Here is a 13,869-nt window from a genome sequence, read left to right as displayed (position 1 = left end):
CGTGCCCGCGCCGGCCTGGTCGCCGCCGGCCTGCTGGTCGCCCGCGCCGTCGCCGTTCCCGGCCGCGTCGCCGCCACCGCCGTTGCCGGCGCCGAGCGTCGCGCCGGTGGCTTCGAGGGCCGTGGTGACCGGCTGGAAGAAGGTCTCGCCGCCCTGGGTGCAGTCGCCGCTGCCGCCCGAGGTGAGGCCGATCGCGCCGCCGTCCTGGGTGAACAGGGAGCCGCCGCTGTCGCCGGGCTCGGCGCAGACGTTGGTCTGTATGAGGCCGTTGACGGTGTCGACGCCGGCCGGGTTGGTCTCGCTCTGGAAGTTGACGGTGGCGTTGAGGCCGGTCACCTGGCCGTTGCGCAGCCCGGTGGTGCTGCCCATCCGGAAGACGGTCGCGCCGACGGTGGCTTCCGCGGCCTCGGCGATCTGGACGGTCTGCCCGTTGCCGACGTCGACGTCGCTCGGTGGCTGGGTGTTCGGGTCGTCGTACTTGACGAGGGCGAAGTCGCTGCCGGGGAAGGTGGACTGGTCGACGGTGGCGATCGGCCGGCCGTTCGGGGAGTCCGACCACTGCACGGCCTCGCCGCCGCAGTGACCGGCGGTCAGGAAGGCGGGGCTGCCGTCGGAGGCCGTGACGTTGAAGCCGAGGGAACAGCGGACGGTGCCGCCCTGGGCCTGGGAGAAGATGGCGTCGCCGCCGGAGGCGAACGTCCTGAAGGTGCCGGCGGACTTCTTCAGGGTGGCCTTGTCCGGGCCGAGGCTCTCGACGGTGGACTGCAGTCTGTTCCACTTGGCGCCGGTGACCGTGCTGTCGGCGGTGACCACGACCTTGTTCGTGCGCGGGTCGACGGTCCAGGACGTGCCGGGGATGGCGGCCCTGGTCCTCAGGGTCCGCTCCGCGGACTTCAGTTCGGCGGTGCTGTTGCCGACCTGGCGGACCACCACGCCCGCCTTCTTCGCCTGGCCGATCACATCGTTGTCGCCGCGCACCACGTTGATGACGAGTCGCTGCTTGTCGCCGTCGTAGTACGAACCGGCGAAGGCGTCACCGAGCACATGGGCGAGCTGCGCGGACAGGTTCGAGGCGTCCTTGGCCTTCAGGGTCCTGGGGGTGGCGTTGTCCGCCGCGCCGTCCTGGGAGGCGTTGGCGTTCGGGAGCAGTATCGCTGCCGCGCCGAGCGCCACCACGCCGCCTGCCGCGATCGCGGCCCTGCGCTTCGGAATTCGCTTGTGACTCAAACTTCTCGACCTCCTGGGGACGGGGTCCGGGCCGCCGTCCGGCGGTGGGTGGGGGGACGCCTGGACGGCTGTTGGTACGCACGGGATGAGCGACGCGTTCAATCCCGTTCGCCAACTCGTCTCCCGCCAAGGGGAATCGGCCAACTCCCGCGCACGGAGGGCACATTGGAACGCTCCGTGACCAGGCGGCGACGGCTGGTCGCGAACACGAAGCGGAATCACGGCTTCAGCGAATCTGCACAGCCCATGCCCAACGAAGTCACCGCGCATGGAGGATCTGCACAACCGCGCGCCCCCCGGCACGCGTTTGGTGACGAGTGCCGGATTCGCCGGCGCGGCGGCAAGGGGGCGGGTGCGCCGATGCGGTGCGGCATGTGAAGAAGTCGCCGCCGTGCCGTGCCCGCGCCTGCACGGATGACCGCACCACGACGGCAAGTGCGCTGGTGAGAGCCCTGGTCGAGTGGAAGCGGCGGGCCGCGCCGTGCTTACATCCATCGCACCGCGGGCCCCGCCGGCGCTTGGGAGACAGGCGTCCGGTGCTCGCGGCCGCGGTCGTCCTGTCCCCAGAGGAGGCCGCTCCCCCTTGTGAGATATCCATACGAAGGGAAGTTCCATCATGAACTCCACCCCCCAGGTTGAGACCGTCGAGATCTCCGACGCCGAGCTCGACAACGTCTCCGGCGGTCTGTCCGTGAACGCTCTGGGCACCGTCACCGGCCTGGTGGACGGCGTTGCCCCGGTGAGCGGCCTGGTCGACACGGCCGTCGGCACCGCCGAGGGTATGACCGGCCTGAACACCGCCCCGGCCGTCAACCTGGTCGCCGGTCTCTGACCGCGCCGCGTCACCACCGAGTCCCGGAGCCGGACACCGGTTCCGGGACTCTCGGTTGCCACAGGAATCCATGACGTGCAGTTCCGACAACAGGCCCTCGCCAAACTCCAGTCGCCGGAAGAACTCGACCTCCCGGTGCGGCTCGCCCGCCCCCAGGGATGGCTGGTGCTGTCCGTGGCGCTCGTCGCCATGGCGGCCGCCTCCGTGTGGGCCGTGACGGGATCGGTGACCTCCACGGTCGGCGCACCCGCCATCCTCACGCACGCACAGGGCAGTTACCTCCTGCAGAGCCCGGTCTCCGGCCAGGTCACCGCGGTCCTCGCCAAGGAGGGCGAGCGGCTGCCGGCGAACTCGCCCGTGCTGAAGGTCCGTACCGACCGCGGCGAGGAAGTCGTCCGTACGGTCGCCGCGGGCCGGATCACCACGCTCGCCGCCGCCCTCGGCCAGATCGTCTCCACCGGTGCGGACGTCGCCGCCGTCGAGAAGGTCGCCCGCGCCTCCGATCCGCTGTACGCCACCGTGTACGTGCCCGCGGAGAGCGCCGCCGCCATTCCCGCCCGCGCCGCCGTCGACCTGACCGTCTCCTCGGTGCCGGCCCAGCGGTACGGCGTGCTGCGCGGCCGGGTGAAGTCGGTGGACCGCACGGCCCAGTCGGCCCAGCGGATCGCCGCCTGGCTCGGGGACGCCCAGCTGGGCGAGCAGTTCACGAGGAAGGGCCGGCCCGTCGCCGTACTCGTCAGGCTCGACGCCTCCTCCGCCACGAAGAGCGGCTACCGCTGGTCCTCCGCGGACGGGCCGCCGTACCGGCTCGACTCCATGACCCCGGCCTCGGCCTCGATCCGCCTGGCCGGCCGGCGTCCCGTCGATTGGCTGCTGCCGTGACCACCGTGCGCACCCCCACCGTGCTCCAGATGGAGGCCGTGGAGTGCGGTGCCGCCTCGCTCGCCATGGTCCTCGGCCACTACGGCCGCCATGTCCCGCTGGAGGAGCTGCGCATCGCCTGCGGCGTCTCCCGGGACGGCTCACGGGCCAGCAACCTGCTGAAGGCGGCCCGCGGTTACGGCCTGACGGCCAAGGGCATGCAGATGGACACCGCCGCCCTCGCCGGGGTGAAGGCGCCGGCCATCCTGTTCTGGGAGTTCAACCACTACGTCGTCTACGACGGCATGGGCCGCCGCCTCGGCCGGCGCGGGGTGTTCGTCAACGACCCCGGCAAGGGCCGCCGTTTCGTGCCCATGGAGGAGTTCGACACCAGCTACACGGGGGTCGTGCTGGTGATGGAGCCCGGCAAGGGCTTCGTCAGGGGCGGCCGCAGGCCCGGCGTCCTCGGCGCCCTGCCGGCCCGGCTGCGCGGCACCGCGGGCACGATGCCGGCGGCCGTGCTGTCCAGTCTGCTGCTGGTCGCGGTCGGCGCGGCGGTGCCCGCGCTCAGCCGGACCTACATCGACACCTACCTGATAGGCGGCCAGACCTCGCTGCTGGGCGTGGTGTTCGCGTCGATGGGCGCGTGCGTGCTGCTCACCGTGGTGCTGACCTGGCTGCAGCAGGCCAATCTGCTGCACGGCCGGATCATCTCCTCCACGCTCGCCGGCGCCCGCTTCCTGCGGCATCTGCTGCGGCTGCCGGTCACGTTCTTCGCCCAGCGCAGCCCGGCCGACCTGGTTCAGCGGCTGCAGTCCAACGACCAGGTCGCCGAGACCCTGGCCCGCGACCTGGCGGCGGCGGGCGTGGACGCGGTCGTGGTCGTGCTGTACGCGGTGCTGCTCTACGCCTACGACCCGCAGCTGACGTTCGTCGGCATCGGTGTGGCGCTGCTGAACATCGTGGCCATGCGGGTCGTCGTACGGCTGCGTGCCACACGCACGGCGAAGCTGCGCGCGGACACCGCCCGGCTGACCAACACCGCCTACACCGGGCTGCAGTTGATCGAGACGATGAAGGCGACCGGCGGCGAGGACGGCTACTTCCGTACCTGGGCCGGGCAGCACGCCACCACGCTGGAGGAGCAGCAGCGGCTCGGGGTGCCGAGTGCCTGGCTGGGCGTGGTCGCGCCGACGCTCGCCACGCTCAACAGCGCGCTGATCCTGTGGATCGGCGGGATGCGGGCGGTCGAGGGGCACATCTCGGTCGGTCTGCTGGTCGCGTTCCAGGCGCTGGTGACCCGGTTCACCGCGCCGCTGACCCGCCTCAACGGCGTGGCGGGCCGCATCCAGGACTTCGCGGCGGACGTGGCCCGGCTGAAGGACGTGGAGGACTTCCAGGCCGACCCGGTCTACGCCCGCCCCGGCAGCGGCGACACGCGGCGGCTGCACGGCCATGTCGAGCTGGAGAACGTCACCTTCGGCTACAGCCCGCTGGACAAGCCGCTGCTGACCGGCTTCGACCTGACCGTCGGGCCGGGCCGGCAGGTGGCGCTGGTCGGCGGCTCGGGCAGCGGCAAGTCGACGGTCTCCCGGCTGATCTCGGGCCTGTACACACCCTGGGAGGGGGTCATCCGCATCGACGGGCAGCGGCTGGAGGACATTCCGCGCGGGGCGCTGGCGGCCTCCGTCTCCTTCGTCGACCAGGACGTGTTCCTCTTCGAGGGCACGGTCCGCGACAACGTGGCCCTGTGGGACCCGTCGATCCCGGACGACGCCGTGGTGGAGGCGCTGCGCGACGCCGCCCTGTACGAGGTGGTGACGCGCCGTCCCGGCGGGATCCACTCCCGGGTCGAGCAGGACGGCCGCAACTTCTCCGGCGGGCAGCGCCAGCGCCTGGAGATCGCACGGGCGTTGGTGCGCCGGCCCAGCATCCTGGTGCTGGACGAGGTGACCAGCGCCCTGGACGCCGAGACCGAGCAGGTGGTGATGGACAACCTGCGGCGGCGCGGCTGCGCCTGCGTGATCATCGCGCACCGGCTGTCCACCGTGCGCGACAGCGACGAGATCGTCGTGCTCCAGCACGGCACGGTCGTCGAACGCGGGCGGCACGAGGAGCTGGTGGCGCGCGGCGGGGCGTACGCGGCGCTGGTCAGGGAGCGGTGAGATGACGGTTGTCGGCGAGGGCGACCTCGTCCTGGGCGCGCTCGGTTCCCTGGGCACGCCGATCGACTGCGCCGGGTTCAGCCGGCTGGACCTGGAAGGTCCGCAGGTACTGTGGCTGGTCGCGGCCGGCGCGGTGGACCTGTTCGCGGTGGACGCGGCGCAGCAGGGCCACTGGCACCACCTGGGCCGGCTGGAGGCGGGCTCGCTGCTGCTCGGCCCGGTCGCGGGCCCGCAGCACACCCTGGTGGCACGGCCGCTGCGGGACTGCGTGGTGCGCCGCATCGGCCTGCGCGAGCTGTACCAACCGCCGTCCACCCAGACCTGGTCCTACGACGAGTGGGGCAACCCCCAGTACGTACCGCCGACGACCAGCCCGCTGGAGTACGCCCTCGCCCTGGGCGTCGGCCGGAGCCTGTCCGTGCTGTTCCAGGCGCCGATGGACGAGGAGCGGGCGGCGGCCCCCACCGACGACGACGTGTTCTGGATGCAGGTGCCGCCGGGCAGCGTGCAGTACGGGTCGCTGTACGGCGCCGAGGCCGCCGCCGACCTGCTGATGGACCCCGCGCTCTGGCAGAGCATGGTCGACCAGCAGTACCGGCTGCTGACCACCCTGGACCGGTGGATCGAGCGGCTGGAGCGCACCCACGAGACGCGGACGGCGGCCGGGATCAGGGCCGGTGAGGCGGTGCGCGCCCAGGCCGACCGGACGCTGCTGGCGTCCATCGGCCGGTCCTCGGCGCAGCGCACCACGGCCGCCGACGCGGACGCGACCCACGCGGCCTGCGAGCTGGTCGCCCGGGCCGCCGGGATCACGCTCGCCGCGGCGCCGCAGGCCGGCACGGAGAGCGACCGCCTCGACCCGGTGGAGCGGGTCGCCCTGGCCTCCCGGGTGCGCACCAGGACCGTACGCCTCCAGGGCCGCTGGTGGCGGGAGAACGTCGGCCCTCTGGTGGGGCACCGGGCGCTGTCGGGCGCACCGGTCGCGCTGCTGTGGCGGCGCGGCGGCTACGTCGCCGTGCACCCGGCCACCGGGCGGGAGAACCCGGTCGAGAAGGCGAACGCGCGGGACTTCGAGGAACGCGCGGTGATGTTCTACCGCCCGCTGCCCGACCGCCGCCCCGGCCCGCTCGGGCTGCTCCGCTTCACCCTGCGCGGCACCGGCGGCGATCTGCTGAACCTGCTGCTCGGCGGGCTGGTGACGGTGGCCGTCGGAGCGCTGGTGCCGATCGCGACGGGCAAGGTGCTCGGCCAGTACGTGCCGCAGGCCCAGCAGGGGCTGATCGTGCAGGTGTGTCTGGCCGTGATGATCAGCAGTGTGGTGGCGGCGGCCTTCATGCTCCTGCAGAACCTGACCATCCTGCGGCTGGAGGGGCGTATCGAGGCCACGCTCCAACCGGCCGTCTGGGACCGGCTGTTGCGTCTGCCGACGCGGTTCTTCACCGAGCGCTCCACCGGTGAGCTGGCGAGCGCGGCCATGGGGGTCGGCGCGATCCGCCGGCTGCTGGCCGGGGTCGGTCCGGTGGTCGCCCAGTCGGTGACCGTGGGCGCGATGAACGTGGGGCTGCTGTTCTGGTACAGCGTCCCGATGGCGCTGGCGGCGATCGGCGTGCTCGTCGTGATCGCGGCCGTGTTCCTGGGGCTGGGACTGTGGCAGGTGCGGTGGCAGCGGCGGCTGGTGGTGCTCACCAACAAGCTGAACAACCAGGCCTTCCAGACCCTGCGCGGGCTGCCGAAGCTCAGGGTGGCGGCCGCGGAGAACTACGCGTACGCCGCCTGGGCGTCGCAGTTCGCGCGCAGCCGTGAGCTGCAGCAGAAGGCGGGCCGGATCAAGAACCTCACCACGGTGCTGGGCGCGGTGTACCTGCCGGTGTGCACGCTGCTGATGTTCATGCTGCTGGCGGGCCCCGCGCGCGGCTCGATGTCGGCGGCGGCCTTCCTGACCTTCAACACCTCGGTGACGATGCTGCTGACCTCGGTCACCCAGCTGACGGGTGCCTTCGTCTCGATGGTGGCCGCGCTGCCGCTGCTGGAGCAGATCAGGCCGGTGCTGGACGCCGCGCCGGAGGTGCGCACGGCCAGCACCCGGCCGGGGCCGCTGTCCGGGGCGATCGAGGCTCGACGGCTGTCGTTCCGGTACACCGACGACGGGCCGCTGGTGCTGGACGACGTGTCGTTCCAGGTGCGGCCGGGCGAGTTCGTGGCGATCGTCGGGCCCAGCGGCTGCGGCAAGTCGACGCTGCTGAGGCTGCTGATCGGCTTCGACCGGCCGCTGTCCGGGAGCGTGCTGTACGACGGGCAGGACCTGGCGGCCCTCGACCAGTCGGCGGTGCGCCGGCAGTGCGGGGTCGTGCTGCAGCACGCGCAGCCGTTCACCGGGTCGATCCTGGACGTCATCCGGGGCACCGAGCCCTGCACGCCCGAGGAGGCGATGGCGGCGGCCGAGCTGGCGGGCCTCGCGGAGGACATCAGGCGGATGCCGATGGGCCTGCACACCATCGTCTCGGGCGGCAGCGCCGTCTCCGGGGGCCAGCGGCAGCGGTTGATGATCGCCCAGGCCCTGGTGCGCCGCCCCCGGATCCTCTTCTTCGACGAGGCGACCAGCGCGCTCGACAACGACACGCAGCGCACGGTGATCGAGAGCACCCGCAAGCTCAACGCGACCCGTGTCGTCATCGCGCACCGGCTGTCGACGGTGCTGGACGCCGACCGGGTCGTGGTGATGGAAAACGGCAGGATCACCCAGCAGGGGCCGCCCGCCGAGCTCCTCGCGGACACGGGCGGGCGGCTGCACGAGCTGGTGCGGCGGCAGCTGGCCTGAGCGCCGGGCGGCCGGTCCTTCCCCGGGCCTTGCCGTGGAGCACATGAAAGCGCCGGGCTGGGTACCCACCCGCGCATGCGGATCAGCGTCCGCGACGCACCGGGCGAGGAAGAGGAGACGGTCATGGCCGAGAACCCCGGGAAGCGCGAGAGCACCGGCAAGGACGAGCGGCCCCCAGGACCGCGCTCGGCGAGGTCCTGCGCGAGTTCGAGAACGCCGAGACGGACATCGGCGACACCCGCGGGCGCCGCCACCGGGGCGAGGCCGGCGATGCCACCACCCCGAACACCCGGGTCCAGAAGGAGTCGAAGGGCGAGTGAACCGGGGCGGGCTTCCGCCGCGTGGCCGGCCGAGACGGGATTCCGCCCCGGGGCACACGACCGGCCCCGGCCCGTCGCGCGCCGTCCGCTCCGGCCGCGTCCCACCGGTCCACAACCAGGCGCGCCCTCGTCACCGCGCACGGATACGCGGGCGTGGGGCGGCGTCCGCCGCGCGGAGGGACGGGGTGGTCCGCCGGAGGCCTGGGTACCCGGGCCGTATGCACCACGAGCACCGAGAACCCGAGCTGCCCCCCGCCCGGGGACCGGTCTCCGCGGCCGTGACGGCGTATCTGCGGGACACCGGGCCGCTGCCGCGTGCCGAGGACGTCGGCGGGGCGACGGCGTACGGCGACGATCTCCAGCTCGCCCTGTACCTGTGCTACGAGCTGCACTACCGGGGGTTCGCCGGGGTCGCCGCGCAGCGTGAGTGGGACCCGGACCTGCTGCGGGTCCGGTCGGCGCTGGAGCACCGGTTCCTGTCCACGCTGCGCGCCGACACGCCCGGGCACGACAGTCTCGACGACGCGCTCGCCGCCCTCCTCGTCGAACCGGTCCACGGCACGGGCGTCAGCCACTACCTGCGGGACGAGGGCGAGCTGTGGCAGTTGCGCGAGTACGCGGCGCAGCGCTCCCTGTACCACCTCAAGGAGGCCGACCCGCACGCCTGGGTGCTGCCACGCCTGTGGGGCCGGGCCAAGGCGGCCATGGCGGCGGTGGAGTTCGACGAGTGGGGCGGCGGCCGCGCCGAGCGCGTCCACGCCCGGCTGTTCGCCGGCCTGATGTCCGACCTGGGCCTGGACACGGCGTACGGCCGCTATCTGGACGCGGCTTCGGCGGAGGTTTTGGCGACGGTGAACCTGATGTCCCTCTTCGGTCTGCACCGCGCGCTGCGGGGCGCCCTGGTGGGCCACTTCGCCGCGGTCGAGATCACCTCCTCCCCCGGCTCACGGCGGCTGGCCGAGGCGCTGCGCCGTACGGGTGCCGGGCCGGCCGCGCAGTTCTTCTACGACGAGCACGTGGAGGCGGACGCCGTGCACGAGCAGGTCGTACGCCATGACGTGATCGGCGGGCTGCTGGACGAGGAGCCGCACCTGGCGGCCGACGTGGCCTTCGGCATCGACGCGACCGGGTATCTGGAGGACCGTCTCGGCGCCCGGCTGCTCGCCGACTGGCGCGCCGGACGGTCGTCGCTGCGGACTCCCCTCGCCCAGGAAGTGACAGGTATTTCCTGAGTGCCGGGGTACTCGCGGGCCGTGAACGCACTGGTACTTCCGGGCGTCTACGCCCCTCAGAACGACACCGCGCTGCTGGCCGGGGCCCTGGTCGGCGAACCGTGCGAGCCGGGCACGCGGGTCCTCGACGTGGGCACCGGGAGCGGTGCGCTGGCCCTGGTGGCCGCCCGGCGGGGCGCCGAGGTGACCGCGGTGGACGTCTCCTGGCGCGCGGTGTGGACCGCCCGGCTCAACGCCCGGCTGAGCCGGCTTCCGGTCCGCATCCACCGGGGGAACCTCTTCGGTCCGGTGCGCGGACGGTCGTTCGACGTCATCCTGGCCAACCCGCCGTACGTACCGGCCCCCGACACCCGGCACGGGCCGCGCGGCAGGCGCCGCGCCTGGGACGCGGGGCGCGACGGGCGGCTGGTGCTGGACCGGATCTGCCGGGACGCGCCCCCGCTGCTGCGGCCCGGGGGCGTGCTGCTGATCGTCCACTCCGCGCTGAGCGATCCCGGCCGCACCCTGGACCGGCTGCGCGCGGCCGGCCTCAAGGCCTCGGTGGTGCGCCGCCGCTGGATCGCCTTCGGCCCGGTCCTGCGGTCCAGGCGCGGCTGGCTGCGCGAGCGCGGGCTGCTGCCCGCGGACGAAGCGGCCGACGAGAAGGAAGAGCTGGTGGTCATCCGTGCCGAACGTCCCCTCTGACGCCCCGCGCCCCGGCCCGCCGCGCCGGGTCACGATGCAGCGGCGCGGTCCGATCCTCGTCGACGGCCCGGTCGAGGTGGAGCTCGAGGACGGCACCACCGTCTTCTCCGACCGTTTCCGCGTCGCCCTGTGCACCTGCCGCCGCAGCCGCCGCTACCCGTGGTGCGACACCAGCCACCGCGAGAGGGCGTAGCGAGCGACGGCCGTGCACATGTGCCAGGGGTCGGCGGGCGGCCCCACTCCGCCCGGCCGACCCCTGGTGCGAGATCGCCTCAGGTCCCCGCGACAGGGGCTCGCACTCCCCATCGGCGGGACCCTTCAGTTGTGCGCGGGGACCACGCGATCCCGGTCCCTCAGAACGCGAAGACGCTCGTCATGGAAGCGTTCTTCACGCACTCGTTGGCGAAGGTGCGCTCGTAGGAGACGCGCTTGCCCTGCCAGACGCCCTGGGCCGTGATCACCACGGGGTTGTACTCCCGGGTGCACAGCACGTCGTCCCCCGCCGTGAGCGCGGCGAAGTCACCGCCCACGGCGCGCAGCTCGGCGCACGCGTCGGGCGCGGCCGGGTGGCTGCCGGAGGGTGCCGGGGCGCAGGTCAGGGTGACGGCGCGCTCCGGGGTGGCGGTCGCCGCGACGGTGCCGTGGCCCACGGTGAGCACCAGGGCCGAGGGGGCGTAGAGCGTGGCGGGGGCCGGGGACGGGCCGGCCAGGGCGGCCCCGGCGAGGGGTCCGCAGACGGCCGTGGCCGTCAGGCCGAGGGTCACTGCCCAGCGCGCGGTGTTCCGCATCGTGTGCTTCCTTCCGCTGGAAGTCGTCGGGTGCCGGCCCCGGCTCGGTCGGTGCCGGAACGGCGTGCGTGAGTCTGCCGAGTCCGCCGCCGAAACTCACATCGAACCCACCGGTTTCAGTAACCTTGCGTATTGAATCAGTGGCGTGAAGTCACGGAATTCGAACATGACGACCCCCAATCCATGGGCCCGCCGGTCATCGGATCCGGCCGGATGGCCGGATCACCCGCGTTCGTCAATCGTCCTGAAACACTCTGTTTCCGCTCTCGGCACACTTCTCCGTGCCCCCTTGTGTTCATGTTCGAGACGAGTAATCGTCATTACATGATTACGACAGAGCAACAAGAGAAACTGCGCGGCTGGTTCGCCGGCCGTCTGCCGGACGATCTGTTCGAGGAACTGGTCGAGGTGACGGTCGACCGCGAGGAGATCACCGTCATCGGTCGCATCCCCGCACCCCGGCTCGCCGAGGACGTCTCGCCCGCGGAGCGGGAGTCGGCCGTGGAGGGCCGGGTGCAGGAGTTCCGGGAGCGCACCCGTCCGGACCGGATGGCGGTGGCGCGCGAGGCCGAGCACCGGTTCCGCCGGAAGGTCTCCTGGGGCGTGGAGTGCGCCGGCGAGCGCGCCCTGTTCACGCATGTCGCCGCGCCCGTGATGACCCGGCTGCGCCAGCCCGAGCGGCAGGTCCTCGACACCCTGATCGCGGGCGGTGTCGCCCGCAGCCGCAGCGACGCCCTCGCCTGGTGCGTACGCCTGGTGCAGCGGCACACCGACGACTGGCTCACCGAGCTGCGGGAGTCCCTGGAGCACGTACAGCGGGTCAGGGCCCAGGGCCCCGACGCCCGGCACGAGGACATCCACGGCACGGACGCCGCGGGCGGGGAGGAGTGACGGAGAGGTGGAGGTTCCGTCCGCCGGGGACGGCGAGGACGGACGGACCGCCCTGTGGTGCGGGCGGTGGCCCGCGTCAACTCCCCGTAGGACGCGGGGCCGTTGTCAGACCCACCGGATACGTTGGCGGGCATGACTCACTTCGTACTGGTGGCAGGCACGTGGCTCGGTGCGTGGGCGTGGGACGAGGTGGTGCCCGGCCTGCGGGAGGCCGGGCACGAGGCCCACGCCGTCACCCTCTCCGGCCTCGCCGAGAAGAAGGGCCTGCCGGCCGGGCTGCACACCCACGTCCAGGACATCGTCGACCACGTCGAGCGTCACGATCTGCGGGACGTCGTCCTGGTCGGGCACAGCTACTCGGGCATCCCGGTCGGTCAGGCGGCCGAGCGGATCGGCGACCGGCTGCGGCGCGTGGTGTTCGTCGACGCCGGTGTCCCGGTCGACGGGCAGTCGTTCCTCTCGAGCTTCGACAGCGCCCCCGTCCGGCAGGCGCTCGACGCCCACGACGGCTTCTGGCCGCCCCTTCCCCCGTCCGAGTACGCCGGTCAGGAGCTGACCGACGAGCAGATCGACCGCATCGTCACCGGGGGCACACCGTACCCCGGTGCCTCGCTCACCGAACCGGCCGTGCTGAAGGGCCCGCTGGGCGAGCTGCCGGCGACCTACGTCAAGTGTCTGCTGGACGGAGCCGAGCCGATGCCTCCCGTGGCCGAGCTGCTGCGGAGCGAGCGCTGGGAGCTGGTCGAGATGGACACCGGCCACTGGCCCATGTTCTCCCGGCCCCGCGAACTGACGCGGGTGCTGGTCGAGTCGGCGGCCAGACACTGAGGGACAGCTCGGCGTCGGTATCGTCGGGTGCGGCGCGTGATCGGTGGCTTCAGAGCCCCGAACAAAATGGGCGCCCGGCTCGCGACGCTCCCCCAGCCCGGCGGCTGGGAGGTGCCCCCAGGCACGCTCCCCCAAGCTCTTCGAGCAGGGGGGACCCCCAGCCGCGTTGCCGCGGGTGGCTCAGGCAGTCGGCGACCGGCTGACGGTGCTGTTCGACAGCGGCGTGCGGACCGGCGACGACGTCTTCAAGGCACTCGCCCTCGGCGCGCGGGCGGTCCTGGTGGGCCGGCCTTACGCGTACGGGCTCGGGCTGAACGGCCGGGCGGGCGTCGAGCACGTGATCCGCTGTCTGCTCGCGGAGTTCGACCTCACCCTCGCCCTGACGGACCACGCCACGCCGGGCACGGTCGGCACGGCCGACCTCGTGGAGGACCCCGGCTGACGCCCGCCGGCCGGCCGCGCCGGTCCGGCAGACCGGGCCGGCTCCGGGCAGCGGCGTTCCTCGGCCGGGGTGGGCGGGGCCATGGGGTCCTCCCTGCCCGGAGAGCTCGGGGGCAGTGCCGGGCCGCGCGATTCCGGCGTGATCCGCCGGACGGGCCCGGCAGCGACACCCCGCTCCGGGAGGGCGGCCGTTCACGTGGTGCTGCCCGGCAGTTCCGCCTGGTGGACGGGTGGGGTGTGGGTCCCGGCGATCGACAGGGAGCCGGGGCTCGCCGACGGGGAGTCGGCCGCCCAGCGCTGGGCGGTCGAGCCGTCGCGGACCTTGACGACCACGTCGGCGCCCATCTGCGGCGAGGCGGGGGCGAGGGCGAGGCCTTTCTCCCGGCGGAGCAGCAACTCCCCCTGCGGGCCGGTGTCGTAGCGCACATCGGGGCCGCGCCCGGTGCCGGGCTCCGCGCAGGTGCCGAGGACGACCACGCCCGCGTCGGCATGCGAGTCCAGGCACAGGCCGGGGTCGGCGACGCTGCGCAGCAGACCGTCGTCCTCCAGGGTCCACTGCTGGTCCCAGGCCGAGGAGCACTCGGCGAGTTCGGCCGCCGCCCCGGCCTTCGGCTCGCCCCGGACGGCGAGGCACAGGCCGACCGAGACGTTGCGCAGCCGGGTCTGCCCGGTCGCCGGGGGCAGCCCGGCGGTGCCGGGCGCCGCCGAAGCGGCGGGCGGGGCTGGGGAGTCGGTGCCGGGGGCCATGTCCGGCGCGCCGGTCACGCCGGTGGACGCGGCCG

At 73.2% G+C, this 13,869-nt stretch carries 12 protein-coding genes and 1 pseudogene; 10 read left to right on the top strand and 3 right to left on the bottom strand.

What is annotated here, in order from left to right; genetic code table 11:
• On the bottom strand, positions 1-1,227 hold a 1,227-nt coding region (locus tag DEP02_RS27340), incomplete at its 3' end, for a S1 family peptidase (RefSeq protein WP_232839295.1).
• Between the two features lie 616 nt (positions 1,228-1,843).
• Between DEP02_RS27340 and DEP02_RS27335 the strand changes: the two genes are divergently transcribed.
• From DEP02_RS27335 to DEP02_RS27305, 7 genes are all read left to right on the top strand, one after another.
• Positions 1,844-2,059, top strand: a complete 216-nt coding sequence (locus tag DEP02_RS27335) for a type A2 lantipeptide (RefSeq protein WP_112470352.1) — start codon at positions 1,844-1,846, stop codon at positions 2,057-2,059.
• 75 nt (positions 2,060-2,134) lie between these two features.
• On the top strand, positions 2,135-2,941 hold the full coding sequence (locus DEP02_RS27330; protein ID WP_112470351.1) for an HlyD family efflux transporter periplasmic adaptor subunit: 807 nt from the start codon (positions 2,135-2,137) through the stop codon (positions 2,939-2,941).
• Positions 2,938-5,085: an NHLP family bacteriocin export ABC transporter peptidase/permease/ATPase subunit gene (locus DEP02_RS27325; RefSeq protein WP_332872007.1), complete on the top strand. Its 2,148-nt coding sequence runs from the start codon at positions 2,938-2,940 to the stop codon at positions 5,083-5,085. Before DEP02_RS27330 ends, DEP02_RS27325 begins: the two co-directional genes overlap by 4 nt.
• A gap of 1 nt (position 5,086) precedes the next feature.
• Positions 5,087-7,903: an NHLP bacteriocin export ABC transporter permease/ATPase subunit gene (locus DEP02_RS27320; protein WP_112470350.1), complete on the top strand. Its 2,817-nt coding sequence runs from the start codon at positions 5,087-5,089 to the stop codon at positions 7,901-7,903.
• Between the two features lie 538 nt (positions 7,904-8,441).
• Positions 8,442-9,455 (top strand): iron-containing redox enzyme family protein, encoded by a 1,014-nt coding sequence (locus DEP02_RS27315; RefSeq protein WP_112470349.1) that lies wholly within the window; start codon positions 8,442-8,444, stop codon positions 9,453-9,455.
• Between the two features lie 21 nt (positions 9,456-9,476).
• On the top strand, positions 9,477-10,139 hold the full coding sequence (locus tag DEP02_RS27310; protein WP_112470353.1) for a HemK2/MTQ2 family protein methyltransferase: 663 nt from the start codon (positions 9,477-9,479) through the stop codon (positions 10,137-10,139).
• Positions 10,120-10,332: a CDGSH iron-sulfur domain-containing protein gene (locus tag DEP02_RS27305; protein WP_112470348.1), complete on the top strand. Its 213-nt coding sequence runs from the start codon at positions 10,120-10,122 to the stop codon at positions 10,330-10,332. The genes DEP02_RS27310 and DEP02_RS27305 overlap by 20 nt, the downstream gene beginning before the upstream one ends.
• A 160-nt stretch (positions 10,333-10,492) precedes the next feature.
• Here DEP02_RS27305 and DEP02_RS27300 read toward each other — a convergent pair whose 3' ends face one another.
• On the bottom strand, positions 10,493-10,927 hold the full coding sequence (locus DEP02_RS27300; protein ID WP_112470347.1) for a protease inhibitor: 435 nt from the start codon (positions 10,925-10,927) through the stop codon (positions 10,493-10,495).
• Positions 10,928-11,251: 324 nt separating this feature from the next.
• On the opposite strand from DEP02_RS27300, the gene abmR reads away from it, so the two are divergent.
• From abmR to DEP02_RS27285, 3 genes and pseudogenes are all read left to right on the top strand, one after another.
• Positions 11,252-11,818, top strand: coding sequence for an ATP-binding transcription factor AbmR (gene abmR / locus DEP02_RS27295; protein ID WP_112470346.1), 567 nt, complete (start codon positions 11,252-11,254; stop codon positions 11,816-11,818).
• A gap of 132 nt (positions 11,819-11,950) precedes the next feature.
• Positions 11,951-12,646 carry an alpha/beta fold hydrolase gene (locus DEP02_RS27290; RefSeq protein ID WP_112470345.1) on the top strand — a complete coding sequence of 232 codons (696 nt, stop codon included), beginning with the start codon at positions 11,951-11,953 and terminating at the stop codon, positions 12,644-12,646.
• A 163-nt stretch (positions 12,647-12,809) separates the two neighbouring features.
• Positions 12,810-13,088, top strand: a pseudogene (locus DEP02_RS27285) (alpha-hydroxy-acid oxidizing protein); the annotation flags it as partial.
• 191 nt (positions 13,089-13,279) lie between these two features.
• Here the strand turns inward: DEP02_RS27285 and DEP02_RS27280 are convergent.
• On the bottom strand, positions 13,280-13,869 hold a 590-nt coding region (locus tag DEP02_RS27280), incomplete at its 5' end, for an RICIN domain-containing protein (protein ID WP_198668613.1).

Origin of the sequence: Streptomyces triticisoli (assembly GCF_003270085.1) — a bacterium.
Lineage (GTDB): Bacteria > Actinomycetota > Actinomycetes > Streptomycetales > Streptomycetaceae > Streptomyces > Streptomyces triticisoli.
This window is presented reverse-complemented; position numbering and strand designations above follow the sequence as displayed.